Here is a 25,753-nt window from a genome sequence, read left to right as displayed (position 1 = left end):
GATCGGGTGCAACGCTCTCGCAACGTTGCCCGTGCTGTCCTTGCTCGCATGTATGAGGAGACCCCGCGCGTCGAACTCACCCCTGCCGCCGCCGACCTGCTGCGCCGCCTGCGCGCGACGCACGGCCCGCTGATGTTCCACCAGTCGGGCGGCTGCTGCGACGGCAGCGCCCCGATGTGCTACCCGGAGGGCGAGTTCCGCACGGGTGACTCGGACGTGCTGCTCGCGGAGCTGGACGTCGAGGGGGTGGCGGAGCCGGTGACGTTCTGGATGTCGCGCAGTCAGTACGAGGTGTGGAGCCACACCCGGCTGATCGTCGACGTCGTCGAGGGCCGGGGCAGCGGCTTCTCGCTGGAGGCGCCCGAGGGAGTGCGTTTCCTCACCCGTTCGCGGGTCGTCGGCAGCTAGCAACCCCGCAGGTCATCGCCGTCTGGTGCACTTCCCCCGAGTCCTGGGACATTTGACGAGACCTCAGGGGGGAGACTGTGACGCGTCGTCAGAAACGGTTTCATGCAGGCAGAGCGGCACTCACGCTGCTCACGGCACTCAGCGCGCTGGCCGGTGTGGCCCTGGTGGGGGCGGCACCGGCCGGCGCGGCGCAGGGGGACATCGGGATCGCGCCGGGCGTGCGGTACCAGGAGTTCGACATCGCGGCGCAGAAGGGCCCGGCGCACGCCCACGTGCTCAGCGTGGACCTGCGCAATCCACACGTCCGTCTCGATCTGTTGTACCCGGGAGCGGTGGCGCAGCGGGCAACGGTCTCGCAGCTGGCCACCGCGCAGGGTGCCGTCGCGGGCGTGAACGGTGACTTCTTCAACATCAGCGAGACCCAGCACCCGGGCGTCGAGGCCACCGGCGCGAGCGTGGGACCGGCCATCGCGCGCGGCCGGACGCTGAAGGCGGCGGTGCCGAACGGTCAGCGTTTCGGACCGGCGCTGCCGCCCGGCACGAGCACCGAGGACGTGATCGGCGTGGGCGTCGACCGCCGGGCCCGGATGGACGACCTGAGCCTTGCCGGCTCGGTCCGTACGCCGGAGGGCCGGCTGCCGCTGCGCGGGCTCAACCAGTACGCGCTGCCGGTGGGCTCCATCGGGGCGTTCACCGCGGCGTGGGGCAGCGCATCCCGGGTGCGCGCCACGTGCGGCACGGACACGGACCGGGCTGCGCCGTGCAGCACCGACACCTACGAGGTGACGGTGCGCCGCGATCGCGTGGTGTCGACCGCCGACGCCCCCGGGAGCGGGCCGATCGCCCCGGACACCACCGTGCTCGTGGGCCGGGAGGCGGGCGCGCAGCAGCTGCGGAAGTTCTTCACGGGCGAGCGGGTGAAGGTGCGGCATCGGCTGGTGGCGGCGGCGTCCCGGATCCCGTACGAGTTCGCGCTCGGCGGCTATCCGGTGCTCGACGACGGACAGCCGCTGCCCGGCCTGGACGACAGAACCGCGGCTGTGCGCACCGCTGTCGGCATCGCGGACGGCGGCCGGCGCCTGCTGCTGTTCGCCCTGGACGGCGCGCGCGAGTACCGCTCGGGGCTGACCATCGCGGAGGTGGCGTCGGTCATGCGGGAGTTGGGCTCGGTGGACGCCTTCAGCCTGGACGGCGGCGGTTCCTCGACCCTGGTCGCCCGCGCGCCGGGAGAAGCGGCGGTCTCCGTACGGAACCACCCGTCCGACGGGAGGGAACGCACCGTCCCCAACGGCATCGGAGTCTTCTCGACGCCCTGACGGTCACGGCCGCAGGCTGCTGACGATGTCGGCCGTCGCCGTCAGACCGCTGTTGATGGTCGGCGCCATGCTGGTGCTGGCCAGGTAGAAGCCGAGCAGCAGGCACACCAGCGCATGGGTGATCTTCAGCCCGCCGTTGCGTACGAAGATCACCGCCAGGATGAACAGCAGCAGCACCACAGAGATGGAAATGGCCATCGTCAACCTCCTCCGCCACGCCGCCTCGCCCGGTTCACGGCGTTCGGCCGCAAGTGTGGCGTAGCGGAGGGTTGGTCCGGGCGGCTGACCTGTCCGCCGAACGTGTGGTTCTACGCCGGCCGGTGGGCGTCCAGGAACGCCTCCAGGCCCGCCAGGTCGTCGGTGTTCAGGTAGTCCACGCCGGCCGCGAGCAGCTCCGACCACAGCGCGTCCCGTGCGGGGCCGGCCACGTCCGGGGTCGCCCAGAAGCGCACCTGCTGACCGCGCGCGTGGGCCGCCTGGACGATGCCGTGCAGCTTCTGCCGCTCCGCGTCGGGGAACGGGCCGTCGCCGAGCCAGGTGAAGTTCAGCGTCCAGTTGTCGCTGATGAGCGAGATGAACGAGGCGGGCGCCGAGCCGGCGAGGTCCGCGAGCCGGCCGTCGTAGAAGGCGCGGCGCACACTCTGCGCCTCCATGGGCCCGCGGGCGGCGCGGTCGCCGGAGATGACGGCGGTGACGGGGCCCGGGAGGACGCGGCCGTGGGCGTAGGTCGTGAACAGGTGCTTGTAGCGCCGCAGGTGGCGGTCGAGTTCGAGGTACGTCGACGACCCCTCGGTCTTGATGTCGATGAGCAGCTGCAGCGGCCTGCGGTAACCGCGGTAGACGGAACCGTGGTTGGCCTTGACGCGGGCGGCGAGTGGGTCCAGGTAGAGGGACTCGAGGGTGCGGGTCGGGTCGAGCTCGGACGCCTCGTGGGCGACGAGCAGTTGGCCGCCGACGAGGAAGATGTCCGCCTCGACGCTGCCGAAGCGGTGGTCGAGGGCGTCGAAGAGGGGACGCGGATGCTCGTAGTCGTTGTGGGCGTGCGCCCGCCACAACGGACGCGGGCGGTGCTGCCGTTCGCCCGCCAGCGCGCGGGTGCCGGGCAGGGCGACGGTGCCCGCGAGGGCGGCGCCGAGGGTGGTGAGGGCTCTGCGACGGGTGGTGACGGCCATGCTCTGCCTCCCTGACAGGGGCGTTCGGGCGTAGGGAACCGCTGCGAGTATGCGATTCCGAAGGACCGAAACAGCAGAGCTGGGCGGCGAGTTGGCCGGACTGCCGTCCTGTGTTCACTTCGTCGGTGCAGGGCACACGAAAAAGCCCGCCCAGGTCGGGCGGGCTTTCCGCGTGGTTCGTGCAGGTGTACGTCAGGGAGCCTGGAGGTCGACGAGTTCGGCCACCGCGGCACGGTGGGCGCCCGCCGTGCCGTAGGCGATCGAGTCGGCCTTGGCCCGCTTCAGGTACAGATGGATCGGGTGCTCCCAGGTCATGCCGATACCGGCATGCAGTTGCAGCGCCTCCTCGGCGGCGTGCACGGCGACGGTCGCCGCGTAGGCCTGGGCGACGGCCACGGCCACGTCGAGGTCCTCGTCGTCGGTCGCCAGCGCGTCCGCGGCGTTGCGGGCGGCGGCACGGAGGTTGACGACCTCCAGCCAGAGCTGGGCGAGCCGGTGCTTGAGCGCCTGGAAGCCGCCGACGGGACGGTTGAACTGCTTGCGCTCCTTCAGGTAGCGCACCGTCTCGGTCAACGCCCAGTCGGCCACGCCGAGTTGCTCGGAGGCCAGCAACCCGGCCCCGGCACGCAGGGCCCGTCGTACGGCGGGCCCTGCGTCGCCCAGCCGACGCCCCGGCGCGCCGTCGAAGGCCACCGTCGCCAACGGCCGGGTCAGGTCGAAGGACACCTGCGGCGTGATGGTCACCGCGTCGGCGTCCACGGCGTACAGCCCGCCGTCCTCCGCGGGAACCAGCAGGACGTCCGCCACCGCCGCGTCCGCGATGCCGGTCAGTTCACCGTGCAGAGCGCCGTTCTCGAGCCGTACGGACGGGAAGGCGGCGCCCGGGGCGGTGTGCAGCCCGACGGCGAGGGCGCCGATGGTCCGGCCGGACGCCAGCTCGGCGAGCAGGTCGTCCGCCTCGCAGTCCAGCAGCGCCTCGGTGGCGACGACGGCGCTCGTCAGATACGGCACCGGAGCGACCGCGCGGCCCAGTTCCTCCAGCACCACGGCGGCCTCGCGGTGCGTGGCGCCCTGGCCGCCCTGGGCCTCGGGCACGAGGAGGCCGGCGAGGCCCATGCCGTCGGCCAGGGCCTTCCAGGCCGCGAGGTCGTGCGGGGCGTCGGACTCGGTGCGCGCGATGACACCGGGCGCGTCGCAGTGGTCGGAGAGCAGGTCCCGTACGGCGGCCCGCAGTGCCTCTTCCTCCTCGGAGTAGAGCAGATCGGTCATCGGGCCAGGTCCTTCCACGCGACGTCCTTGTCGGTGCGCGGCTCGGCGGGCAGGCCCAGGACGCGCTCGGCGACGATGTTCAGCAGGACCTCGGTGGTCCCGCCCTCGATGCTGTTGCCCTTGGAGCGGAGGTAGCGGTAGCCGGCGTCGCGGCCGGTGAAGTCCACCAGCTCCGGGCGGCGCATGGTCCAGTCGTCGTACAACAGGCCCTCCTCGCCGCGCAGTTCGACCTCCAGGCCGCTGATCTCCTGGTTGAGGCGGGCGAAGGCCAGCTTCATGCCGGCGCCCTCGGGGCCGGGCTGTCCGGCGACGAGCTGCTGGCGCAGGCGCTCGGCGGTGAGGCGGGAGACCTCGGCGTCGACCCACAGCCTCAGCAACCGCTGATGCAGGTCGTGCGTGCGCAGCTCCGGGCGTTCGCGCCAGGTCTTGGAGACCGGGCCGATCATGCCGCCCTCGCGGGGCAGCCGCATGCCGCCGATGGCGACGCGCTCGTTGTTCAGCGTGGTCTGCGCGACCCGCCAGCCGTCGCCGATCTCACCGAGGCGGCAGGTGTCGGGGATGCGGACGTCGGTGAGGAAGACCTCGTTGAACTCGGCCTCGCCGGTGATCTGGCGCAGCGGCCGGACCTCGACGCCGGGGTCGGTCATGTCGCAGAGGAAGTACGTGATGCCCGCGTGCTTGGGCACGTTCGGGTCGGTGCGGGCGATGAGGATGGCCCAGCGGGAGTTGTGCGCGCCGGATGTCCACACCTTCTGCCCGTTCACGACCCAGTCGTCGCCCTCACGGACGGCGCGCGTGCCGAGCGCGGCGAGGTCGGAGCCGGCGCCGGGCTCGCTGAAGAGCTGGCACCAGACCTCCTCACCGGTCCACAGGGGCCGCAGATAGCGCTGCTTCTGCTCCTCGGTGCCGTACTTGAGGATCGTCGGGGCGGCCATGCCGAGCCCGATGCCGTTGCGGCGCGAGTCGTTGTCGGGGGCGCCGGCTGCCTCCAGCTCGGCGTCCACGACGGCCTGGAGGGAGCGGGGCGCCCCGAGGCCGCCGAGGCCCTCCGGGTAGTGCACCCACGCCAGACCCGCGTCGAAGCGGGCGCGCAGGAAGTCCAGGCGGTCGGTGGTGGCCGGCGGGTGGGCGGCCAGCAGCTCCGCCGTGCGGCGGCGCAGTTCGGCGGCGTCGGTCATGCCGCTCCTCCTTCGGTGAGTCCCGGAATCACGGCGACACGGCCCGTGGTGACGCCGTCGGCGACGCGCTGCACGGCGGCCGCGGCCCCGCCCAGCGGGACACGCTCGCTCACCAGCGGCTTGATCGCGCCCCGGGCGGCCAGCTCGGTGAGCTGCTCGTGGCAGTGCTGGATCAGCTTCGGGTTCTTGGTGTTGTACAGGCCCCAGTGCAGGCCGAGGATCGAGTAGTTCTTCACCAGGGCGTGGTTGAGCGCCGGGCTGGGGATAGTGCCGCTCGCGAAGCCGACGACCACGATCCGGCCCTCGAAGGCGACGACCTTGGCGGACTGGGCGTAGGCCTCGCCGCCGACCGGGTCGTAGATGACGTCGGCGCCACGGCCTCCGGTGGCCTCCTTCACCGCGGCGATGACGTCCTCGGCGCGCCGGTCGATGACGACGTCACAGCCCAGCTCCCGGGCCACGGCCGCCTTCTCGGCGCCGCCGACGACACCGATGACGGTGGCGCCGGCGGCCTTCCCGAGCTGCACGGCCGCGCTGCCGACCCCTCCGGCGGCAGCGTGGACGAGCAGGGTCTCCCCGGCCTCCAGACCGGCCCGGCGGTGCAACCCGAACCAGCCGGTCTGGTAGCCGATGTGCAGGGCGGCGGCCTCGGCGTCGTCCAGTGCCTCGGGCGCGGGCAGGACGGCCGCGGCGTCCGCGACGGCGTACTCGGCGAAACCGCCGTACGGCAGCGCGGGGTTGGCGAGGACACGGCGCCCGTCCTCGGTCTCGCCGCAGATCTCCACGCCCGGCGTGAACGGCAACGGCGGCCTGACCTGGTACTGCCCCCGGCACAGCAGCGCGTCCGGGAAGTTGATGTTCGCGGCACGCACCTTCAGCAGGACCTGGCCGTCACCGGGCGTGGGCGTCCCGACGTCCTCGAGGCGCATCACCTCGCTCGGCTCGCCGTTCTGGTGCACTTGCCATGCCTGCATGCGGGGCCTCCACGGGACTGCTTCGTCTGACCGGGGTCGCTTCGCATACTAAGCGGTCGCTTGCCCATCAGGGAACAGTAGCGTCCGTCACGCTTTCCGGGGGCGCGCCCGTACGTGCATCCGCTCCCCCTGCGGCCCGAACAGACTCAGGAACTCCGCCGGCCCCTCGCCCGTCGACCCGAACCAGTGCGGCACCCGCGTGTCGAACTCCGCCGCCTCTCCCGCCGTGAGCACCACGTCGTGCTCGCCCAGCACGACCCGCAGCCGCCCGGACAGCACGTACAACCACTCGTACCCCTCATGGGTGCGCGGCTCGGGCTCCTCACTGCGCTGCGGCACCAGCACCTTGAAGGCCTGGAGGCCGCCGGGCTGCCGGGTGAGCGGCCAGTAGGTGCGTCCGTGCCGTTCGAGGGGCTTGGCCCGCACCCGCGGGTCCCCCACCGGCGGCGTCCCGACCAGCTCGTCCAGCGGCACCTGGTGGGCCTGCGCGATCGGCAGGAGCAGCTCCAGGCTGGGCTTGCGCAGACCGGACTCCAGCCGGGACAGGGTGCTCACGGAGATGCCGGTCGTCTCGGACAGCGCCGCGAGCGTCACCTCCCGGTCCTTGCGCAGCCTCCTGAGCCGCGGCCCCACTTCGGCGAGAACGTCGTCGGTACTCATACCCGTATTGCAGAATCGGCAAAGACGTTTGTCAATCCCGCGCCTCCGGAGCGACCGTCGTCGTGGAGGTGGTCACCATGACCGAGAAGCACACCGAGCAGTACGAGGTCGTAGTCGTCGGAGGCGGCGCGGCCGGCCTGTCCGCCGCCCTCGTCCTGGGCCGCGCCCGGCGCCGCACCCTCGTCGTCGACGCCGGCGAACCACGCAACGCGCCCGCCGCCCATATGCAGGGCTATCTGTCCCGGGACGGTATGCCGCCCCCCGAGTTCCTGGCCGTCGGGCGCGAGGAGATCGCGCGATACGGCGTCGAGCTGGTCCGGGACCGGGTCGTGGACGTCGAGCGCGGCGAGGGCTTCGCGGTCGCGCTGGCCGGCGGCCGGCACGTGCACGCCCGGCGGCTGGTCATCGCCACCGGCCTCGAGGACGAGCTGCCGGACGTCCCCGGCGTCGCCGAGCGCTTCGGCAAGGACGTGCTGCACTGCCCGTACTGCCACGGCTGGGAGGTCCGCGACCGGGCCTTCGGCGTGCTGGCGACGACTCCGATGAGCGTGCACCAGGCGCTCGTGGTGTCGCAGTGGTCGAAGGACGTGACCTTCTTCCTCCACGAGGTCGCCGAGGACGATCTGTCGGACGAGGACCTGCGCAGGCTCGCGGCGGCCGGGGTGAAGGTGGTGCCGGGTGAGGTGGCGGGGCTGGTGATCGAGGACGACCGGATCACGGGCGTACGTCTCGCGGACGGCACGGTGCACGCGCGTGAGGTGCTGTTCGTCGCGCCGCGCGCGGTCCCGCAGACCGGGTTGCTGGAGAAGCTCGGCGCCGAGCTCCAGGAGACCCCCATGGGCGCGTACCCGGTGGTCGACCCGACGGGGCTCACCTCCGTGCCGGGCGTCTGGGCGGTAGGCAACGTGATGGGCTTCTCCGAGCAGGTCATCAACGCGGCGGCGGGCGGCTACCGGGCGGGGGCCTTCATCAACGGGGAGCTGCTGATGAGCGACCTCGACAGGGCCGTACAGGCATAGGACCACGGCCGTGGGGGTGTGGAGGAGCCGCCTCCGTTGGACCATGGCTGCATGCTGCTCACCCGGCTGGCCCAGGTGTCCCAGGACGTCGCCGCGACCTCGGCCCGCTCCCGGAAGATCGCTCTGCTGGCGGAGCTCTTCCGGGACGCCGAGGCGGACGACGTGCCCATCGTCATCCCGTATCTGGCGGGACGGCTGCCACAGGGGCGGCTCGGCATCGGCTGGAAGGTGCTGAGCCGCCCGGTCGCCCCGGCCGCCGAACCGTCCCTCACCGTGCGCGAGGTGGACGCCCGGCTCACCGAGCTCGGCAAGGTCTCCGGCACCGGCTCCCAGGCCGAACGGGCCCGCCTGATCGGCGAGTTGATGGGCGCGGCCACGCAGGACGAGCAGCGCTTCCTGATCGCGCTGATCACCGGCGAGGTGCGGCAGGGCGCGCTGGACGCCGTGGCCGTGGAGGGCCTGGCCCAGGCGACCGGGGCGCCGCCGGCGGACGTGCGCCGGGCGGTGATGCTCGCCGGGTCGCTCCAGACGGTGGCCGAGGCCCTGCTCGCGGACGGCCCCGCCGCCCTCGCCCGCTTCCGGCTCACCGTCGGCCAACCGGTCCTGCCGATGCTGGCGCACACCGCCTCCTCCGTGACCGAGGCGGTCGACAAGCTGGGCGCCTGCGCGGTCGAGGAGAAGCTGGACGGCATCCGCGTACAAGTGCACCGGGACGGCGACACCGTACGGATCTACACCCGCACCCTCGACGACATCACCGACCGCCTCCCCGAACTGACCTCGACCGCCCTGGAGTTGAGGGGTGAGCGCTTCATCCTCGACGGCGAGGTCATCGCCTTCGACTCCGAGGGCCGTCCCCGCTCCTTCCAGGAGACCGCCGGGCGCGTCGGCTCCCGCGTGGACGTGGCGACGGCGGCCCAGGAGGTCCCCGTCTCCCCCGTCTTCTTCGACGCCCTGTCCGTCGACGACCACGACCTGCTCGACCTGCCGTTCACCGAGCGGCACGCGGAACTCGCCCGGCTGGTCCCCGAGCCGATGCGGGTGCGCCGCACGCTCGTGTCCGGCCCCGAGGACCTCCCGCAGGCCGAGGACTTCCTCGCCGAGACCCTGAAACGCGGCCACGAGGGAGTCGTCGTGAAGGCCCTCGACGCCCCGTACAGCGCGGGTCGGCGCGGCGCCTCCTGGCTGAAGGTCAAGCCCGTCCACACCCTCGACCTGGTGGTGCTGGCCGCCGAATGGGGCCACGGCCGCCGTACCGGCAAGCTCTCCAACCTCCACCTGGGCGCCCGCACGGCGGACGGCGGCTTCGCGATGCTGGGCAAGACCTTCAAGGGCATGACCGACGTGATGCTGGCCTGGCAGACCGAGCGGCTCCAGGAGCTGGCCGTCGAGGACAACGGCTGGGTGGTGACCGTACGCCCCGAACTCGTCGTCGAGATCGCCTACGACGGCCTGCAGCGTTCCACCCGCTATCCGGCCGGCGTCACCCTCCGCTTCGCGCGCGTGGTCCGCTACCGCGAGGACAAACGGCCGGAGGAGGCCGACACGGTCGAGACCCTGCTGGCCGCCCACCCGGAGGTGAAGCCGTGACGACCTCTTCAGGAGCGAAACGCAGCGCCGGCCTACTGCTCTTCCGCCACACCGATGACGGCCTGGAGGTGTTGCTCGGCCACATGGGCGGCCCGTTCTTCGCCAAGCGCGACGCCGGGGCGTGGACGGTGCCGAAGGGCGAGTACGAGCCCGAGTCCGAGCCGCCCTGGGAGGCGGCCCGCCGCGAGTTCCAGGAGGAGCTGGGGCTGCCACCGCCCGACGGGGAGGCCGTACCGCTCGGCGAGGTCAAGCAGGCCGGCGGCAAGATCGTCACGGTCTGGGCGGTCGAGGCCGACCTCGACCCGGCGACGGCGGTGCCCGGAACGTTCCCGATGGAGTGGCCGCCGCACTCGGGACGGACGCAGGAGTTCCCGGAACTGGACCGGGTGGAGTGGCTGGGCCTGGACCGGGCTCGGGAGGTGATCGTCAAGGCCCAGGCCGCGTTTCTCGACCGCCTGGCGGAGCACTCGGGCTGAGCAGCCGTACCCGCGTTGCGGTCCGCCCCGCCGCGCGCGAAGGTCGGAACAACAGTCCGCTCCCAGGAGGTCGGTCATGCCCATCGCAACGGTGAACCCGGCGAACGGCGAGACGCTCAAGACGTACGAGGCCATGGGCGCAGAGGAGATCGAGCGCAGGCTCCAGCTCGCCGAGGCCACGTTCCGCACATACCGGGCGACCAGCTTCGTCGACCGCGGTCGTCTGCTGCTCCAGGCCGCGACGCTCCTGGAAGAGGACCAGCAGGACATCGCCCGCGTGATGACCACCGAGATGGGCAAGCCCATCAAGCAGGCCCGCGCCGAGGTCGCCAAGTGCGCCAAGGCGATGCGCTGGTACGCCGACCGCGCCGAGGACCTGCTCGCCGACGAGGAGCCGGCCGAGTTCGACGTGAAGGACTCCGGCGCCTCGCGGGTGCGGGTGCGCTATCGCCCGCTGGGGCCGATCCTCGCGGTGATGCCGTGGAACTTCCCCCTCTGGCAGGTGGTCCGGTTCGCGGCGCCCGCGCTGATGGCGGGCAACGTCGGCCTGCTCAAGCACGCCTCGAACGTCCCCCAGACCGCCCTCTACCTCGAGGACCTGTTCCACCGCGCCGGCTACCCGGAGGGCTGCTTCCAGACCCTCCTCATCGGCTCCGGACAGGTCGACGACGTCCTGCGCGACGAACGCGTCAAGGCGGCGACCCTCACCGGCAGCGAGCCCGCGGGCCGGGCGGTCGCCTCCACCGCCGGGGAAATGGTCAAGAAGACGGTGCTGGAGCTGGGCGGCAGCGACCCGTACGTCGTCATGCCTTCGGCCGACCTCGACCGGGCCGCTCAGGTCGCGGTGACCGCGCGGGTGCAGAACACCGGGCAGTCGTGCATCGCCGCCAAGCGGTTCATCGTGCACACGGACGTCTACGACGCCTTCGCCGAGCGCTTCGTCGAGGGCATGAAGGCGCTGGTGGTCGGCGACCCGATGCAGGAGGAGACGGAGGTGGGCCCGCTGTCGAGCGAGAAGGGGCGGGACGATCTGGAGGAACTCGTCGACGACGCCCGGCGCAGTGGAGCGGAGGTGCTGTGCGGCGGCCACCGGCTCCGCCGGCCCGAACTGCCCGGCTGGTACTACCCGCCGACCGTCCTCGCCGGCATCACCCGTGAGATGCGGATCCACCGCGAGGAGGCGTTCGGACCGGTCGCCACGCTGTACCGGGCCGGGGATCTGGACGAGGCGGTGCTCATCGCCAACGACTCGCCGTTCGGACTGAGTTCCAACGTCTGGACCCGGGACGAGGCCGAGGTCGACCGGTTCGTACGGGATCTGGAGGCCGGCAGCGTGTACGTCAACGGGATGACGGCCTCCCACCCGGCGTTCCCGTTCGGCGGCGTGAAGCGGTCCGGGTACGGGCGTGAGCTGTCCGGGCACGGAATCCGGGAGTTCTGCAACATCACCACCGTTTGGCACGGTGCGTGAGCGCTGCGCGACTACGATCCCGGGTGTGAACCGCGAAGTTACTCTGCCGCTGATCGTCGATGACCGCGGGACCTTGCAGGTGGCTGCCGCCGATGTGAGCAAGCTGCTGCGCACCGTGGGTGGTCGGTGGCTGCACCTCGTCGAGGCCGGGGAGGACGGCCTCGACGAGGACACGGTGGCCGCGTTGACCATTGAGCTGGCGAAGCTCGCGGATCGTATTGATGTGGCATGCATTGCGCACAGCAGCGGCACCACGCCGTAGGGGTGGCGGTGCAGTGCCGGGTGCGGACATCCCCCTAGGGGCGCGGGGCTGTATCAATGTGCGGCTCCGCCGCGTGGGCGCGACCAGCCACGACGCAGCCGCGGGCCGCATCGCGCAGCAACCCCGACGGCGCTACCGAATCGGCATCCCCGACAACGTACGGGCGATCACCAGCCGCTGGATCTCGCTCGTCCCCTCGAAGATCGTGTAGATGGCGCTGTCCCGGTGCATCCGCTCCACGGGGTACTCCCGCGTGTAGCCGTTGCCCCCGAGGATCTGTATCGCCTGAGCCGTGACCTTCTTCGCAGTCTCGCTCGCGAACAGCTTCGACATCGACCCCTCGGCCGCCGTGAACGGCTTCCCGTTGATCGCCATCCAGGACGCACGCCACACCAGCAGCCGCGCGGCATCGATCTGCGTCCGCATCTCGGCCAGCTGGAAGGCCACACCCTGGTTGTCGATGATCGGCCGCCCGAACTGCTCACGCGTCATGGCGTAGTCGAGGGCGACCTCGTACGCGGCGCGGGCCGTACCCACGGCCATCGCACCAACCGCCGGCCGCGAAGCTTCGAAGGTGGCCATCGCCGCGTTCTTCACCCGCTCGCCGCCCGCCTTGGCCCGCTCCCGGGCCCGCGCCAGCCTCTCGTCCAGCTTCTCCTTGCCGCCCAGCAGGCAGGAGCCCGGGACCCGCACGTTGTCCAGGATGACCTCGGCGGTGTGCGAGGCGCGGATGCCGTGCTTCTTGAACTTCTGGCCCTGAGCCAGGCCCGGCGTGTTCGGCGGGACGATGAAGGACGCGTGGCCCTTGGAGCCCAGCTCCGGGTCGACGACCGCGACGACCACGTGGACGTTGGCGATGCCGCCGTTGGTCGCCCAGGTCTTCGTGCCGTTGATCACCCACTCGTCCTTGGCCTCGTCGTACACGGCACGCGTCCGCATCGAGGCCACGTCGGAGCCGGCGTCGGGCTCGGAGGAGCAGAACGCGGCGAGCTTGACGTCGTTGGCGTCGCCGTACATCTGGGGCACCCAGGTGCCGATCTGCTCCTCGGTGCCGTTGGCCAGGACGCCGACGGCGGCGAGGCCGGTGCCGACGATCGACAGGGCGATGCCCGCGTCGCCCCAGAACAGCTCCTCCATCGCCATGGGGATGCCGAGGCCGGTCTGGTCGAAGTACTGCTGGGCGTAGAAGTCGAGCGAGTAGATACCGACCTTCGCGGCCTCCTGGATGACCGGCCAGGGAGTCTCCTCACGCTCGTCCCATTCGGCGGCCGCGGGGCGGATCACATCGGCGGCGAAACCGTGGAGCCAGTCCCGGACTTCCTTCTGTTCGTCGTTGAGCTCCATGGTGAACTCGGCCATGTCCCCTCCAGCGGCGTACGTGCATGGCTACGTGCATGCTTGTTACTAGCGGTAACCCTAGTTTGTTACCCGTCGGTAGGTAAAGTCAACCGACGATGACTCGTCGGTAGCCCGTTCGATGATGGAGCCAGGTTGAGTGTTAGTTTGCGCAGGCGTCATCGATTCAGCACGGGTGGGGAGAGCTCATGGACACCACACAGCGGACCGATCAGCAGCGGTCCGCCGACCGCCGTCGGCGTGAGCTGCTGGAGGCCGCCGACAGGGTGGTGCTGCGCGACGGCCCACAGGCGTCGATGAACGCGATCGCGGCGGAGGCGGGCATCACCAAGCCGATTCTGTATCGGCACTTCGGCGACAAGGGTGGGCTTTACGCGGCGTTGGCCAAGAGGCACACGGACGCGCTGCTGGATTCACTGCGGGCGGCGTTGGATGCCCCTGCCGATCGGCGCGAGCGCGTTGAGGCCACGCTGGACACGTACCTCGCGGCGATCGAGGCACGGCCTCAGGTGTATCGGTTTCTGATGCATCCGGCGGAGGGCGGTCAGGCCGGGGACCAGGGATTCGATGTCGGGAAGCACTCGGCGCCGTTGCTCCGCAGGATGGGTGAGGAGCTGGCCACCGTCATCGAGGAGCGGTTGGATCTCGGGCCCGGGAGTCAGCAGTTGGCTCGGGTGTGGGGGCACGGGATTGTCGGGATGATGCACGCCGCCGGGGACTGGTGGCTTGGGGAACGGCCGTGTTCCCGGGCCGAGTTGGTGCGCAGTTTGGCCGACCTGTTGTGGGGTCGTCTTGCAGCTGCGGGGGACAAAATGGGAGGTCCGGGGTTCTGAGAGTCGTGTTCCATCTGCGGGCTCGTGGGGGCTGGTCGCGCAGTTCCCCGCGCCCCTGAGTGGGTCACCTGCCCCGGCGCCAAGAAGATCGGGCCACCTGTCGCATCAAGCGTCTGTGGCGCCAGCCCTTCACGCGGTCCGCGTACACCCTGCCCTCCAAGTGGTCGCACTCGTGCTGGAGACAGCGAGCGAAGAAGCCGGTCCCGTGCACGGTGATCGGCTCACCCGTCATCGTGAAGCCCTCCACCACCGCGTGGTCGTAGCGTTCCGTCCCCGCCTCCAGGCCCGGCAGGGACAGGCAGCCCTCCGGCCCGCGGATCACCACCCCGTCCGTCTCCACCAACCGCGGGTTCACCACATGTCCCAGGTGCCGTACTTCATCGTCGTCCGGGCAGTCGTACACGAACACCCGAAGCGCCTCCCCCACCTGGTTCGCCGCGAGGCCCACGCCCTGCGCCGCGTACATCGTCGCGAACAGGTCGTCCACCAGCGCCGCCAGCTCGGGGCCGAAGTCGGTCACCTCCCGGCACTGCTCGCGCAGCGCGGCGTCGCCGAGCAGGGTGAGGGGACGGACGCGCCCGTGCGCGCCCGGAATGGGGCTGTTCCGCATGGCCGCAAGGGTACGGCGATTCGGGAGCGCGAATGGATCTCGATAGGCTGACCACCACCACGTTGCCGTCAGGCAGAGGCGCGGCGCGTACGCAAGGAGGATCGAGAACTGATGGCAGGCAACTCGGACCCGCTCACGCCGCGGGCCAAGCTGGCCGTGACCGCGGGCAAGGCGGTCGCGGCGGCATCGCGCGCCGCGGGGCGCGGGAGCGGTTCGGTGATCGGTGGCCGGGTGGCACTCAAACTCGACCCCGACCTTCTCGCCAAGCTCGCCCAGAACCTGGACGTCGTCCTGGTCTCGGCGACCAACGGCAAGACCACGACGACCCGGCTGATCGCGGAGGCCCTGCGGGCCGCGGGTCCGGTCGTGTCCAACGCGCTAGGCGCCAACATGCCTGCCGGTATCACCTCGGCACTGGCCGGTGGGTCCGAAGCCCGGTACGGCGTGATCGAGGTCGACGAGAAGTACCTCGCCGGCGTCGCCCGGGACACCGAGCCGAAGTGCATCGCCCTGCTCAACCTCTCCCGTGACCAGCTGGACCGTGCCGCCGAGACCCGGATGCTCGCCGAGAACTGGCGTGAGGGGCTCGCGGGGTCGAAGGCCGTGATCGTCGCCAACGCCGACGACCCGCTGGTCGTGTGGGCGGCTTCTTCGTCCCCGAATGTGATCTGGGTCGCCGCCGGGCAGATGTGGAAGGACGACGCCTGGTCCTGCCCGTCGTGCGGTGGCGTGATGCAGCGGCCTGGCGACGACTGGTTCTGCGGTGAGTGCGGCTTCCGGCGGCCCACCCCGAGCTGGGCGCTGTCCGGGGATCATGTCCTGGATCCGCACGGGTCCGCCTGGCCGATTCATCTGCAGCTGCCGGGACGCGCCAACAAGGCCAACGCCGCGTCCTCGGCCGCCGTCGCCGCCGTGTTCGGCGTGCCGCCGCAGGTGGCCCTGGAGCGGATGTACCAGGTGCAGGCCGTCGCCGGGCGGTACGACGTCGTGCAGTTCCAGGAGCGCGATCTGCGGCTGCTGCTCGCCAAGAACCCGGCCGGCTGGCTCGAGACGTTCTCCCTGATCGACCCGCCGCCGACCCCGGTGATCCTCTCCGTGAACGCGCGCAGCGCCGACGGCACCGACACCTCCTGGCTGTGGGACGTCGACTACACGCGGCTGACCGGGCACCCGATCTGCGTGATCGGCGACCGCAAGCTCGACCTCGCGGTGCGGCTGGAGGTCGCGAACCAGCAGTTCCAGGTGTGCGACAACCTCGACCAGGCCGTGCAGATGAGCCCGCCGGGCCGGATCGAGGTCATCGCCAACTACACCGCGTTCCAGGACCTGCGCCGCCGCGTCGGCAACTGATCACCAGATTTCAGGGGACTTTAAGTGAGCGACAACCAACTGCGGGTCGTCTGGGTCTACCCGGACCTGCTCAGCACCTACGGCGACCAGGGCAACGTCCTCGTCGTCGAGCGCCGGGCCCGGCAGCGCGGCCTCGACGTGGCCCGCCTCGACGTGCGCAGCGACCAGCCGATCCCGACCTCCGGCGACATCTACCTGATCGGCGGCGGTGAGGACCGTCCACAGCGGCTGGCGGCCGAGCGGCTGCGCCGGGACGGCGGTCTGCACCGGGCCGTCGAGAACGGCGCGATCGTGTTCTCGGTGTGCGCCGGCTATCAGATCCTCGGCCACGAGTTCATCAACGACCTCGGTCAGCGTGAGCCGGGCCTCGGTCTGATCGACGTGGTGTCCGTGCGCGGTGAGGGGGCGCGGTGCGTCGGTGACGTGCTCGCCGACATCGACCCGCGGCTCGGCCTGCCGCCGCTGACCGGCTTCGAGAACCACCAGGGCGTCACCCACCTCGGCCCCACCGCCCGCCCCCTCGCCCAGGTCCGCTTCGGCAACGGCAACGGCACGGGCGACGGCACCGAGGGGGCGTACAACGACACCGTCTTCGGTACGTACATGCACGGCCCGGTGCTGGCGCGGAACCCGCAGATCGCGGACCTGCTGCTGAAGCTGGCGCTCGACGTGAACGCGCTGCCGCCGACCGACGACCGCTGGTACGAGGCGCTGCGCAACGAGCGCATCGCGGCTGCCCAGCAGCCTGCGTGACACAGCTGCTCAGCAGCCTGCCCGCCGGCTCGCGCAGCTGGCTGCCGGCCCGCTCCGACCAGCCCGTCTGACGGCCCGTCCGCACAGGTGAGCGGGGTCGTCCAGCAGGCGGACGCACGCTTCGGCCCCGCCCCCTGATGCCGCTAGGGTGGCGGGGATTCGAGCCGGACAACGTGGTCCGGTCCCGGCCCACGTTGAGAAGGTTTTTCGGGCTATGCGCATTGGTGTCCTCACGTCCGGCGGCGACTGCCCCGGCCTGAACGCCGTCATCCGGTCCGTCGTGCACCGCGCCGTCGTCGACCACGGCGACGAGGTCATCGGCTTCCGGGACGGCTGGAAGGGCCTCCTGGAGTGCGACTACCTCAAGCTCGACCTCGACGCGGTGAGCGGCATCCTGGCTCGCGGCGGCACGATTCTCGGCTCCTCCCGGGTCCAGCCCTCCCATCTGCGGGACGGTGTGGAGCGGGCCAAGGGCCACCTCGAGGAGCTCGGCCTCGACGCGATCATCCCGATCGGCGGCGAGGGCACGCTCAAGGCGGCCCGGCTGATGTCGGACAGCGGCCTGCCCGTCGTGGGTGTGCCGAAGACGATCGACAACGACATCGCCGTCACGGACGTCACCTTCGGTTTCGACACGGCCGTGGGCGTGGCGACCGAGGCCCTCGACCGGCTCAAGACCACGGCCGAGTCCCACCAGCGGGTCCTCGTGGTCGAGGTCATGGGGCGCCACACCGGCTGGATCGCGCTGCACTCCGGCATGGCGGCCGGCGCGCACGCCATCGTCGTACCGGAACGGCCCTTCGACATCGAGGAGTTGGCGAAGCGGGTCGGTCAGCGGTTCGAGGCGGGGAAGCGCTTCGCGATCGTCGTGGCGGCCGAGGGGGCCAAGCCGCGGCCCGGCTCCATGGACTTCGACGAGGGCGGCAAGGACATCTACGGGCACGAGCGGTTCGCCGGGATCGCCCGTCAGCTGTCCATCGAGCTGGAGGAACGGCTCGGCAAGGAAGCGCGGCCGGTGATCCTCGGGCATGTGCAGCGGGGCGGTACGCCCACGGCGTATGACCGGGTGCTGGCTACCCGGTTCGGGTGGCATGCGGTGGAGGCGGTGCACCGGGGGGAGTTCGGTCACATGACCGCGCTTCAGGGGACCGACATCGTGATGGTGCCGCTGGCTGAGGCCGTGGAGACGTTGAAGACGGTTCCTGCGGAGCGGTACGACGAAGCGGAGTGCGTGCTTTAGGGGACTCCCCGTAGGGGTGATTGTCTCGTCGCCGGGTGCGGGTTGTGTGTGGCTTGTCGCGCAGTTCCCCGCGCCCCTGGGTTGGCTGCGCTGCCCCCGGTCGCATCCGTGACCGGGGGCAGTCCTACTCTTGTGGGCGGACAGATTTGCACAACCCCCACGAATCAGGAGCCGGCGAATGGATCACAGCGGGCACGGCATGATCATGGATTTGCCGCCGTTCACGCTGGGGCGGGGGCTTCAGTGGTCGGCCGACCCGTTCTTTCTCGTCGCCTGCCTGGTCGGGCTCGCGCTGTACGCGTGGGGGGTCGTGCGGCTGCGGCGGCGTGGGGACGCGTGGCCCGTGGGGCGGACCGTCTCGTATGTCGTCGGTGTGCTGTCCGTGATGCTCGTCATGTGCACCGGGCTGAACGACTACGGCATGGTCATGTTCAGCGTGCACATGGTGCAGCACATGGTGATCAGCATGCTGTCGCCGATCTTCATCCTGCTCGGCGCACCCGTCACGCTGGCGCTGCGGGCGCTGCCGCCGGCAGGGCGCGGGCGCAAGGGGCCGCGGGAGTGGTTGCTGGCCCTGCTGCACAGCCGGTACATGCGGATCATCACGCATCCGGCGTTCACCATTCCGCTGTTCATCGCCAGCCTGTACGCCCTGTATTTCACGCCGCTCTTCGACTTCCTGATGGGCTCCAAGACCGGGCACATCGCGATGATGGTGCACTTCCTCGCCGTGGGTGTGGTGTTCTTCTGGCCGATCATCGGCGTGGATCCCGGTCCGCACCGGCCGGGGTATCTGATGCGGATGCTGGAGCTGTTCGCGGGCATGCCGTTCCACGCGTTCTTCGGTATCGCGTTGATGATGGCGTCGGAGCCGATGGTCGAGACGTTCAAGAACCCGCCCGCCTCGCTCGGCATCGAAGCGCTCTCCGACCAGAACGCGGCCGGCGGCATCGCCTGGGCGTTCAGTGAGATTCCGTCCGTGCTGGTGCTGATCGCGCTGCTGTTCCAGTGGTACCGCTCGGAGCAGCGGCAGGCCCGGCGCAAGGACCGGGCCGCCGACCGGGACGGCGACAAGGAACTCGAGGCGTACAACGCCTATTTGGCCTCATTGAACGCACGTGGAAACTGAGGAAACCGAAAGGCTTCGCCTTTCAGTAGCATGAAGCGCGTCGGGGGAACCGCCGGGGGGAGCGGTAATGACGCTTCGCGTTTTCGTACACAGGTCCGGGAATTGGGCGATTCGGAGGATCGCCGTCCTGTTGGTCCTCGTTCTGGCGCTCACCGGGTGCGATCGGGACGTTCCGTTGTTCGTGGTGAAGGCCGTCGCCGCGGGAGTTCCGTCGCTCGCGCCCTTCTTCGACGAGGACCAGGGGCTGGGACGGGACCAGCAGGTCCGGGCGCAGTCGGCGCACGGAGGTCTGCAGCAGGGCGACACTCCTGGTCTGTACGGGGGTTCGAAGCAGCCGACGATCTGTGATGTCGTACGGCTCGAGGGGTTTCTCACCGAGCCCGCCAATGAGCGGAAGGCACAGGCGTGGGCAGCGGCGCTCGCGATCTCAACGGCCGAGATTCCGGATTATCTCGACCGCCTCACACCTGTTCTCCTGCGCCACGACACGCTCGTGCAGAATCACGACTACAAGAAGGGAAAGGCCGCCCCCTTCAACGCACTGCTTCAGGCGGGAATCGCAATTCTCGTCGATGCGGAAGGCCTTCCCGCCGTGAAGTGCTCGTGCGGAAATCCGCTGCGGCCCTTCGAGGGTGACACGACTCGGATAAAGGTCGAGTTCGACGACCGTAACGAGGAGTGGAAAGGCTACGAGAAGTCGACCGTGGTGGCCGTACGTCCCGCGGCGCGGACAGTGGAGCGGCTCGCTCTCGTCGACGTCGAGGAACCCGATCGGGGAATCAACCGTCCCGTCGGCACCACGGGTGATGACGACAGCACGTTCGACACGCGTGAGCGGCGCGCCGTGCCCCACCTCGCCGGGACGACGTTCGGGCAGGCGAGCCGGAAGCTGGCCGACACGGGGCTGGCCGTCGCCTTCGGGGGTGGAGGGCTGCCGCCGGACGACGCCCGGGTCACGGCATCGGATCCGCCGGCCGGGAGCAAGCTGCGGTTCGGGGAGTACGTGACGTTGAGTGTGGCCGGGGGGACGACGGCCGACGGGTCTTCCGGTGGCTCCTCCAGCGGGTCCTCCAAGGGGTCCGCCGGCGGGTCCTCCGGTGTGGGGTCCACTCCCCCGGCTTCCGGCACGTCCTCGACTCCGCCGCCCTCGCCCTCCGGTCCCGGCAGTTCCGCACCCGGCAGCTCCGGGCCTGCCACCCACGGACCCACGAGCAAACCCCCGTCCTCGACGGCGCCGCCCTCCTCCGCTCCGCCGGCCGGCTCCACGCCACCCCCGTCGACCAAGGACCCCACGACCGGCTCGCCGCCCCCGCCCGCGGCCGGCTCACCTCCCCCGCCCACGACCAGCGCACCCCCGCAGACCACGAGCGCCCCGCCCACCAGCAGCGCCCCGCCGCCCAGGACGAGCGCGCCCGCCACGACGGAACCGGCGACCGGCGTGCCCTCCGCCGACGGGCCCACCGCGAGCACGACCGCCTAGCAGCCACGCATCGCCCCCGCAGAACCCGGGAGTCACCGGATGCCTTCAGGATCACCGACGTCGGGAGTGGGCCGGATCATCGCCGGCCGTTATCTGCTGCTGAACCGGCTCGGCAGCGGCGGCATGGGCCATGTCTGGCTCGCCCACGACCAGAGACTCGCCTGTGAGGTCGCGCTGAAGGAGATCGTGTTCCGGGACCCGGCCGAGGCCGACGAGCGTGAGGCCCGGGTGGCCCGCGCCCGCGCCGAGGCCCGTCACGCGGCGGGGCTGCGCGGGCATCCGCATGTGGTGACCGTGCACGACGTGCTGGAGCACGAAGGCCTGCCGTGGATCGTCATGGAGTACGTGGCGGGCGCCGTCAACCTCCGTGACCTGGTCGACCGGCGCGGCCCGCTGGCGCCCGCGGAGTGCGCCCGCGTCGGGCTCGCCGTGCTCGACGCGCTGACCGCCGGGCACCAGCGGGGCGTCATGCACCGGGACGTGAAGCCGGCGAACATCCTGCTGGCGCCGGACCGCACCGGGGCGCCGTACGGCAGGGTGCTGCTCACCGACTACGGAATCTCGGTGCAGCCGGACGCCGGGGAGACGCGGTACACGCTGGCGTCGGTCCTCGTGGGCACGTCGGGCTATCTGGCGCCGGAGCGGGTCACGGGCGGGGCGCCCACGCCGGCCACCGATCTGTTCTCGCTGGGTTGCACGCTGTACTACGGCCTCGAGGGCCGGGGTCCCTTCGACCGCGAGTCGCATCTGGCGGAGCTCACTGCGGTGGTCAATGAGGAGCCCCACCCGGCCGCGCGGGCCGGTGCGCTGGGCCCCGTACTGCGGGCGTTGCTGGAGAAGGACCCGGCACGGCGGATGTCCGCAGCTCAGGCGGAGGCGGCGCTGTCGCGGATCGTCACGCCGGAGGTCGACGCGTACGCACGGACCCAGACCGACCTCGGCTCGCAGCCCCACTGGGACGGCGCGCCGCCCCCGCGACCCGCGCCCGACGCGGCGGGGTTCGGCTCCCTGCCCCCCGCCGCGCAGCGGCTGTCCGAAGCAGCCGGTCGGCCCGGCGGCGCCGCACAGGGCTTCGCCTCGCCTTCCGGATACTCCCTCCCGGAGCAGCCCGGCGGGCCCCAGGCCTTCGGCGGCCCGGGACCCGGCAGGCAGCCCCGCACCCGCCCCCGCATCCTCCACGCGGTCCTCGCCGGCCTCCTCGGGCTGGCGCTCGCGGGGACAGGCGTCTGGTACGCCATGACCCAGCAGCCGGACACCAAGGCGGCGGAGCAGCCGTACGGCGCCTCCGTGGGTCTCGGCAAGCCGCTGAGGGACGGTGACTGCGTGCTCGCCGACTGGCCCGGCGCCGCGTTCCAGGGCACGCCTCGGCTGAGTCTGGATCCGAGTTGCGGGGAGAAGGCACCCGACGGGCAGGTCATGGCCTTCGTCGCCGCCGCGTCCGCCGCCGAGGCGCGTGCGGAGGGGCCGGCGGCGTGCGAGGAGCGGACCGAGGAGCTCCGCGGGAGGCTCGCGGACGTCCGCAGCCTCGCCGTCGTACCGACCGAGGCGGGGTTCGAGGCGGCCGGGCGGCGCACCGCCTGTCTGGTGCTGGGCGCGCACGGGCCGGTGTTCGGGCCGCTGGGCGGGCACCGCGAGATGGGGGCGGCCTTCGCCGACACGGCGACCATGCAGCGACGGGACTGTCTGGACGTCCGCTCCCCCAGGGACGCCCGCCTGGTGTCCTGCGCCGATCCGCACGACGAGCAGGTGCTCGGGTTCACCCGTCTGGGCGCCGATGTCACGCCGACCGAGGCGCGCACCGAATCGGACACGGCGTGCGCCCGGAACGTGCCGCCGCGTGACTACGGCTTCGACCCTTCCGTCTACACGGCCGGTTCCTGGACGAGCGAGGGGTCCTGGAAGAACGGCACTCATTTTGTCGTGTGCACCGTACGGAAGCAGAACGGGGGCACCATGGAGGGGGACGAACCATGAGGAGGGTGTTGCGATGCCCGGTTCTAGCGGTTCTACGGACGGTTCTACGAAGGCGATGGGGGTGGTCACCGTCGGCGGACTCGTCGTGGTGACGGCCTACACGGTGGCGCTCGGGAGCAATGGCTGGCTGTGGTTCGGGTGGGTGGTGCTGGGGCTGATCACGCTGGGGATGGTCGTCAGCCGCAGTACCTGAGCCTCACCCCCGGGTGAGCCGCCCTGCGGAATGCACCCCCGGCTGGTACTTCGGCAGCCGGGCGGTGACCTTCATGCCTGCCCCTACGGCGGTCTCGATCACGAGGCCGTAGTCGTCGCCGTAGACCTGCCGGAGCCGGTCGTCGACGTTCGACAGCCCGATACCGCCCGACGGGCTGACCTCACCGGCGAGGATGCGGCGCAGCAGGACGGGGTCCATTCCGGCGCCGTCGTCCTCGATGACGACGAGGGCCTCGGCGCCGGTGTCCTGGGCGGTGATCTGGATGTGGCACTTGTCGGCCTTGCCCTCCAGGCCGTGCTTGACGGCGTTCTCTACGAGCGGCTGCAGGCACAGGAAGGGCAGGGCGACCGGCAGCACCTCCGGGGCGATCTGGAGGGTGACGGAGAGGCGGTCGCCGAAGCGTGCCCGGACGAGCGCCAGGTAGTGGTCGATGGCGTGGAGTTCGTCGGCGAGGGTGGTGAAGTCGCCGTGCCTGCGGAAGGAGTAGCGGGTGAAGTCGGCGAACTCCAGGAGCAGTTCACGGGCGCGCTCGGGGTCCGTGCGGACGAAGCTGGCGATGACCGCGAGCGAGTTGAAGATGAAGTGCGGGGAGATCTGGGCCCGCAGCGCCTTGATCTCGGCCTCGATCAGACGGGTGCGGGACTGGTCGAGGTCGGCCAGCTCCAGCTGCACGGACACCCAGCGTGCCACCTCGCCCGCCGCGCGCACGAGCACCGCCGACTCCCGGGGCGCGCAGGCGACGAGGGCTCCGTGGACCCGGTCGTCGACGGTGAGCGGGGCGACGACCGCCCAGCGCACCGGGCAGTCGGGGGTGTCGCAGGTGAGCGGGAAGGCCTCGCCGCGGCCCGACTCCAGCGGTCCGGCGAGCAGTTCCATGATCTCGGTGCGGTGATGACCGCCGACGCCGTCCCAGACGAGGACCTGCTTCTGATCGGTCAGGCACAGCGCGTCGGTGCCGAGGAGTGAGCGCAGTCTGCGGGCCGACTTGCGGGCGGTCTCCTCGGTGAGGCCGGCGCGCAGCGGGGGTGCGGCGAGGGACGCGGTGTGCAGGGTCTCGAAGGTGGCGTGCTCGACCGGCGTGCCGAGGCCGCCGCGGTTCTCGGGTCGGGCCGTGCGCCGGCCGAGCCAGAACCCGGCGGCGAGCAGCGGGAGGATCGCCACGCACAGGCCCGCGATGAACCCGCTCATGCCGCCACCGCCCCGCGCTGTCCGGTGATGAACCCGCTCACACCGCAACCACCTCGCGCCGTGCGGTGATGAGCTCCCTCAACGGTCACCACCACGCGCCGCCCGGCGTTGAGCTCCCTCATCCCTTCACCTCCGCCCGCAGCTCCTCCGGCAGATGGAACCGCGCCAGGATCGCCGCCGTCCCGGCCGGCACCCGGCCCGGGGTGGCCAGGGACACCAGCATCATCGTGAGGAAGCCCAGCGGCACCGACCACAGGGCGGGCCAGGCGAGCAGCGCGTGCAGGGCCCCTGAGCCCGGGAATCCGGCCATGGTCGCGGCGACGGCGAGCAGCGCCGAGCCGCCGCCCACCAGCATCCCGGCGGCCGCGCCGGGCGGGGTCAGCCGCCGCCACCAGATGCCGAGGACGAGCAGCGGGCAGAAGGACGACGCCGACACGGCGAAGGCGAGGCCCACCGCGTCGGCGACCGGCAGCCCGCCGACCAGGACGCTCGCGGCGAGCGGGACGGCCATGGCGAGGACGGTGCCCAGCCGGAAGTGCCGTACGCCCCGGGACGGGAGGACGTCCTGGGTGAGCACGCCCGCGACGGCCATGGTCAGGCCCGACGCCGTGGACAGGAACGCGGCGAAGGCGCCGCCCGCGACCAGCGCGCCGAGCAGGTCGCCGCCCAGCCCGCCGATCATGCGGTCGGGCAGCAGGAGGACGGCGGCGTCCGCGTCGCCGGTGAGGGTGAGTTCGGGGGCGTAGAGGCGGCCGAGGGCGCCGTAGACCGGCGGCAGGAGGTAGAAGGCGCCGATCAGGCCGAGCACGGCGACGGTGGTGCGGCGGGCGGCGACACCGTGCGGGCTCGTGTAGAAGCGGACGACGACGTGCGGCAGGCCCATGGTGCCGAGGAAGGTGGCGAGGATCAGTCCGTACGTGGCGTACAGCGGGCGTTCGCCGCGGTTCTCGGCCTGTGAGGGCGACAGGCCGCCGCCCGCCCGGTGGTCGGGTTCGGGGACCTCGGCGCCCTGCGCGAAGGTGAGGCGGGTGCCGCTCTCGATGCGGTGGGTGCCGGCGGGGAGGCGGAGTTGCTTCTCTTCGTGGGTGCGGCCGTCGATCGTGCCGTTCACGGTGACGGTCAGCGGGCGGTCGAGCTTCACGTCGAGGGTGTCGTCGACGCGGACGACGCTGTGCTCGCGGAAGGTCGCCGGTTCGTCGAAGGCGTGGCGGGGGGCGCCGTCGCCCTGCCAGGCGAGGACCAGGAAGAGCGCGGGGACCAGCAGGGCGGTGAGTTTGAGCCAGTACTGGAAGGCCTGCACGAAGGTGATGCTGCGCATGCCGCCTGCGGCGACGATGGCGACCACGACGACCGCGACGATCAGCCCGCCGAGCGAGTCGGGCGCGCCCGTCAGCACGGTCAACGTCAGCCCGGCGCCCTGGAGTTGGGGCAGCAGATACAGCCAGCCGGTGCCGACGACGAAGGCGCCCGCGAGTCGCCGTACCGCCTGCGAGGAGAGGCGGGCCTCGGCGAAGTCGGGGAGGGTGTAGGCGCCGGAGCGGCGCAGCGGGGCGGCGACGAAGAGCAGCAGGACGAGGTATCCGGCCGTATAGCCGACCGGGTACCAGAGCATGTCGGGGCCCTGCACGAGGACCAGGCCGGCGATGCCGAGGAAGGAGGCGGCGGACAGGTACTCGCCGCTGATCGCGGCCGCGTTGAGGCGGGGGCCGACGGTGCGGGAAGCGACGTAGAAGTCGGAGGTGGTGCGGGAGATGCGCAGGCCGAAGGCGCCGACGAGGACGGTCGCCAGGACGACGAGGGCGACGGCGGGGACGGCGTAGCTGGAGTTCAC

Annotated in this window: 25 protein-coding genes; 15 read left to right on the top strand and 10 right to left on the bottom strand. The window is 71.4% G+C overall.

All coding sequences use genetic code 11. From position 1 onward, the window contains the following. The first annotated feature begins 48 nt into the window (after positions 1-48). Positions 49-408 (top strand): DUF779 domain-containing protein, encoded by a 360-nt coding sequence (locus ACZ7L6_RS05705; RefSeq protein WP_471920708.1) that lies wholly within the window; start codon positions 49-51, stop codon positions 406-408. A gap of 77 nt (positions 409-485) precedes the next feature. Beyond that, positions 486-1,724 carry a phosphodiester glycosidase family protein gene (locus tag ACZ7L6_RS05700; protein ID WP_471920707.1) on the top strand — a complete coding sequence of 413 codons (1,239 nt, stop codon included), beginning with the start codon at positions 486-488 and terminating at the stop codon, positions 1,722-1,724. A gap of 3 nt (positions 1,725-1,727) precedes the next feature. On the opposite strand, the gene ACZ7L6_RS05695 is transcribed toward ACZ7L6_RS05700, so the two are convergent. The 6 genes from ACZ7L6_RS05695 to ACZ7L6_RS05670 all read right to left on the bottom strand — a co-directional run bounded on the left by ACZ7L6_RS05695 (position 1,728) and on the right by ACZ7L6_RS05670 (position 6,977). Then, the gene (locus ACZ7L6_RS05695; RefSeq protein ID WP_107912016.1) at positions 1,728-1,922 is read right to left on the bottom strand and encodes a hypothetical protein; all 195 of its coding nucleotides are present in this window, start codon (positions 1,920-1,922) and stop codon (positions 1,728-1,730) included. Between the two features lie 110 nt (positions 1,923-2,032). After that, a complete protein-coding gene (locus tag ACZ7L6_RS05690; RefSeq protein ID WP_471920706.1) occupies positions 2,033-2,896 on the bottom strand; it encodes a phosphatidylinositol-specific phospholipase C/glycerophosphodiester phosphodiesterase family protein in 864 nt (287 codons plus the stop codon). A gap of 192 nt (positions 2,897-3,088) precedes the next feature. Then, the gene (locus ACZ7L6_RS05685; protein ID WP_471920705.1) at positions 3,089-4,165 is read right to left on the bottom strand and encodes an acyl-CoA dehydrogenase family protein; all 1,077 of its coding nucleotides are present in this window, start codon (positions 4,163-4,165) and stop codon (positions 3,089-3,091) included. Beyond that, positions 4,162-5,343, bottom strand: coding sequence for an acyl-CoA dehydrogenase family protein (locus tag ACZ7L6_RS05680; protein ID WP_471920704.1), 1,182 nt, complete (start codon positions 5,341-5,343; stop codon positions 4,162-4,164). Before ACZ7L6_RS05680 ends, ACZ7L6_RS05685 begins: the two co-directional genes overlap by 4 nt. Further along, positions 5,340-6,317 carry an NADPH:quinone oxidoreductase family protein gene (locus ACZ7L6_RS05675; RefSeq protein ID WP_471920703.1) on the bottom strand — a complete coding sequence of 326 codons (978 nt, stop codon included), beginning with the start codon at positions 6,315-6,317 and terminating at the stop codon, positions 5,340-5,342. The genes ACZ7L6_RS05680 and ACZ7L6_RS05675 overlap by 4 nt, the downstream gene beginning before the upstream one ends. Positions 6,318-6,404: 87 nt before the next feature. Continuing rightward, a complete protein-coding gene (locus tag ACZ7L6_RS05670; RefSeq protein WP_471920702.1) occupies positions 6,405-6,977 on the bottom strand; it encodes a helix-turn-helix domain-containing protein in 573 nt (190 codons plus the stop codon). 77 nt (positions 6,978-7,054) lie between these two features. On the opposite strand from ACZ7L6_RS05670, the gene ACZ7L6_RS05665 reads away from it, so the two are divergent. The 5 genes from ACZ7L6_RS05665 (at position 7,055) to ACZ7L6_RS05645 (ending at position 11,795) form a co-directional block, all read left to right on the top strand. Next, entirely contained in the window at positions 7,055-7,996 is a 942-nt protein-coding gene (locus tag ACZ7L6_RS05665) for an NAD(P)/FAD-dependent oxidoreductase (protein ID WP_471920701.1), read from the top strand. A 51-nt stretch (positions 7,997-8,047) separates the two neighbouring features. Continuing rightward, complete coding sequence (locus ACZ7L6_RS05660; protein WP_471920700.1) at positions 8,048-9,586, top strand: ATP-dependent DNA ligase; 1,539 nt, start codon at positions 8,048-8,050, stop codon at positions 9,584-9,586. Continuing rightward, the gene (locus ACZ7L6_RS05655) at positions 9,583-10,062 is read left to right on the top strand and encodes an NUDIX hydrolase (protein ID WP_471920699.1); all 480 of its coding nucleotides are present in this window, start codon (positions 9,583-9,585) and stop codon (positions 10,060-10,062) included. The genes ACZ7L6_RS05660 and ACZ7L6_RS05655 overlap by 4 nt, the downstream gene beginning before the upstream one ends. A gap of 76 nt (positions 10,063-10,138) precedes the next feature. Beyond that, entirely contained in the window at positions 10,139-11,533 is a 1,395-nt protein-coding gene (locus ACZ7L6_RS05650; RefSeq protein ID WP_471920698.1) for an NADP-dependent succinic semialdehyde dehydrogenase, read from the top strand. A gap of 25 nt (positions 11,534-11,558) precedes the next feature. Next, complete coding sequence (locus ACZ7L6_RS05645) at positions 11,559-11,795, top strand: DUF6213 family protein (protein WP_030054037.1); 237 nt, start codon at positions 11,559-11,561, stop codon at positions 11,793-11,795. Positions 11,796-11,927: 132 nt separating this feature from the next. Here ACZ7L6_RS05645 and ACZ7L6_RS05640 read toward each other — a convergent pair whose 3' ends face one another. Continuing rightward, complete coding sequence (locus tag ACZ7L6_RS05640; RefSeq protein ID WP_471920697.1) at positions 11,928-13,154, bottom strand: acyl-CoA dehydrogenase family protein; 1,227 nt, start codon at positions 13,152-13,154, stop codon at positions 11,928-11,930. A gap of 185 nt (positions 13,155-13,339) precedes the next feature. Between ACZ7L6_RS05640 and ACZ7L6_RS05635 the strand changes: the two genes are divergently transcribed. Further along, positions 13,340-13,984 carry a TetR/AcrR family transcriptional regulator gene (locus tag ACZ7L6_RS05635; RefSeq protein WP_471920696.1) on the top strand — a complete coding sequence of 215 codons (645 nt, stop codon included), beginning with the start codon at positions 13,340-13,342 and terminating at the stop codon, positions 13,982-13,984. Positions 13,985-14,048: 64 nt separating this feature from the next. Here ACZ7L6_RS05635 and def read toward each other — a convergent pair whose 3' ends face one another. Further along, positions 14,049-14,594, bottom strand: a complete 546-nt coding sequence (gene def / locus ACZ7L6_RS05630; protein ID WP_471920695.1) for a peptide deformylase — start codon at positions 14,592-14,594, stop codon at positions 14,049-14,051. Positions 14,595-14,705: 111 nt separating this feature from the next. Here def and ACZ7L6_RS05625 point away from each other — a divergent pair, with 111 nt between their 5' ends. From ACZ7L6_RS05625 to ACZ7L6_RS05595, 7 genes are all read left to right on the top strand, one after another. Beyond that, positions 14,706-15,944 (top strand): DUF1727 domain-containing protein, encoded by a 1,239-nt coding sequence (locus ACZ7L6_RS05625; protein ID WP_471920694.1) that lies wholly within the window; start codon positions 14,706-14,708, stop codon positions 15,942-15,944. A gap of 24 nt (positions 15,945-15,968) precedes the next feature. Then, positions 15,969-16,697, top strand: a complete 729-nt coding sequence (locus ACZ7L6_RS05620) for a type 1 glutamine amidotransferase (RefSeq protein WP_398824224.1) — start codon at positions 15,969-15,971, stop codon at positions 16,695-16,697. Positions 16,698-16,911: 214 nt separating this feature from the next. After that, positions 16,912-17,937: a 6-phosphofructokinase gene (locus tag ACZ7L6_RS05615; protein WP_471920693.1), complete on the top strand. Its 1,026-nt coding sequence runs from the start codon at positions 16,912-16,914 to the stop codon at positions 17,935-17,937. A gap of 178 nt (positions 17,938-18,115) precedes the next feature. After that, positions 18,116-19,066 (top strand): cytochrome c oxidase assembly protein, encoded by a 951-nt coding sequence (locus tag ACZ7L6_RS05610; RefSeq protein ID WP_471920692.1) that lies wholly within the window; start codon positions 18,116-18,118, stop codon positions 19,064-19,066. A 67-nt stretch (positions 19,067-19,133) separates the two neighbouring features. After that, complete coding sequence (locus ACZ7L6_RS05605; protein ID WP_471920691.1) at positions 19,134-20,546, top strand: DUF6777 domain-containing protein; 1,413 nt, start codon at positions 19,134-19,136, stop codon at positions 20,544-20,546. Positions 20,547-20,585: 39 nt separating this feature from the next. Then, positions 20,586-22,520 (top strand): serine/threonine-protein kinase, encoded by a 1,935-nt coding sequence (locus ACZ7L6_RS05600; protein WP_471920690.1) that lies wholly within the window; start codon positions 20,586-20,588, stop codon positions 22,518-22,520. A gap of 13 nt (positions 22,521-22,533) precedes the next feature. Then, complete coding sequence (locus ACZ7L6_RS05595; RefSeq protein WP_398824239.1) at positions 22,534-22,713, top strand: hypothetical protein; 180 nt, start codon at positions 22,534-22,536, stop codon at positions 22,711-22,713. Between the two features lie 3 nt (positions 22,714-22,716). On the opposite strand, the gene ACZ7L6_RS05590 is transcribed toward ACZ7L6_RS05595, so the two are convergent. Both ACZ7L6_RS05590 and ACZ7L6_RS05585 read right to left on the bottom strand, forming a co-directional pair. After that, entirely contained in the window at positions 22,717-23,922 is a 1,206-nt protein-coding gene (locus ACZ7L6_RS05590) for a sensor histidine kinase (protein WP_471920689.1), read from the bottom strand. Positions 23,923-24,040: 118 nt separating this feature from the next. Next, a complete protein-coding gene (locus ACZ7L6_RS05585) occupies positions 24,041-25,753 on the bottom strand; it encodes a sodium/solute symporter (RefSeq protein WP_471920688.1) in 1,713 nt (570 codons plus the stop codon).

Source organism: Streptomyces sp. NPDC107522 (assembly GCF_055657525.1).
This window is presented reverse-complemented; position numbering and strand designations above follow the sequence as displayed.

What these genes read in the sequence shown, in the direction of transcription:
- ACZ7L6_RS05705 (WP_471920708.1), top strand. Translation starts at nt 49, where the DNA reads ATGTATGAGGAGACCCCGCGCGTCGAACTCACCCCTGCCGCCGCCGAC.
- ACZ7L6_RS05695 (WP_107912016.1), bottom strand. Translation starts at nt 1,922, where the DNA reads ATGGCCATTTCCATCTCTGTGGTGCTGCTGCTGTTCATCCTGGCGGTG.
- ACZ7L6_RS05690 (WP_471920706.1), bottom strand. Translation starts at nt 2,896, where the DNA reads ATGGCCGTCACCACCCGTCGCAGAGCCCTCACCACCCTCGGCGCCGCC.
- ACZ7L6_RS05685 (WP_471920705.1), bottom strand. Translation starts at nt 4,165, where the DNA reads ATGACCGATCTGCTCTACTCCGAGGAGGAAGAGGCACTGCGGGCCGCC.
- ACZ7L6_RS05680 (WP_471920704.1), bottom strand. Translation starts at nt 5,343, where the DNA reads ATGACCGACGCCGCCGAACTGCGCCGCCGCACGGCGGAGCTGCTGGCC.
- ACZ7L6_RS05675 (WP_471920703.1), bottom strand. Translation starts at nt 6,317, where the DNA reads ATGCAGGCATGGCAAGTGCACCAGAACGGCGAGCCGAGCGAGGTGATG.
- ACZ7L6_RS05670 (WP_471920702.1), bottom strand. Translation starts at nt 6,977, where the DNA reads ATGAGTACCGACGACGTTCTCGCCGAAGTGGGGCCGCGGCTCAGGAGG.
- ACZ7L6_RS05665 (WP_471920701.1), top strand. Translation starts at nt 7,055, where the DNA reads ATGACCGAGAAGCACACCGAGCAGTACGAGGTCGTAGTCGTCGGAGGC.
- ACZ7L6_RS05660 (WP_471920700.1), top strand. Translation starts at nt 8,048, where the DNA reads ATGCTGCTCACCCGGCTGGCCCAGGTGTCCCAGGACGTCGCCGCGACC.
- ACZ7L6_RS05650 (WP_471920698.1), top strand. Translation starts at nt 10,139, where the DNA reads ATGCCCATCGCAACGGTGAACCCGGCGAACGGCGAGACGCTCAAGACG.
- ACZ7L6_RS05640 (WP_471920697.1), bottom strand. Translation starts at nt 13,154, where the DNA reads ATGGCCGAGTTCACCATGGAGCTCAACGACGAACAGAAGGAAGTCCGG.
- ACZ7L6_RS05635 (WP_471920696.1), top strand. Translation starts at nt 13,340, where the DNA reads ATGGACACCACACAGCGGACCGATCAGCAGCGGTCCGCCGACCGCCGT.
- def (WP_471920695.1), bottom strand. Translation starts at nt 14,594, where the DNA reads ATGCGGAACAGCCCCATTCCGGGCGCGCACGGGCGCGTCCGTCCCCTC.
- ACZ7L6_RS05625 (WP_471920694.1), top strand. Translation starts at nt 14,706, where the DNA reads ATGGCAGGCAACTCGGACCCGCTCACGCCGCGGGCCAAGCTGGCCGTG.
- ACZ7L6_RS05615 (WP_471920693.1), top strand. Translation starts at nt 16,912, where the DNA reads ATGCGCATTGGTGTCCTCACGTCCGGCGGCGACTGCCCCGGCCTGAAC.
- ACZ7L6_RS05610 (WP_471920692.1), top strand. Translation starts at nt 18,116, where the DNA reads ATGGATCACAGCGGGCACGGCATGATCATGGATTTGCCGCCGTTCACG.
- ACZ7L6_RS05605 (WP_471920691.1), top strand. Translation starts at nt 19,134, where the DNA reads ATGACGCTTCGCGTTTTCGTACACAGGTCCGGGAATTGGGCGATTCGG.
- ACZ7L6_RS05600 (WP_471920690.1), top strand. Translation starts at nt 20,586, where the DNA reads ATGCCTTCAGGATCACCGACGTCGGGAGTGGGCCGGATCATCGCCGGC.
- ACZ7L6_RS05595 (WP_398824239.1), top strand. Translation starts at nt 22,534, where the DNA reads ATGCCCGGTTCTAGCGGTTCTACGGACGGTTCTACGAAGGCGATGGGG.
- ACZ7L6_RS05590 (WP_471920689.1), bottom strand. Translation starts at nt 23,922, where the DNA reads ATGAGCGGGTTCATCGCGGGCCTGTGCGTGGCGATCCTCCCGCTGCTC.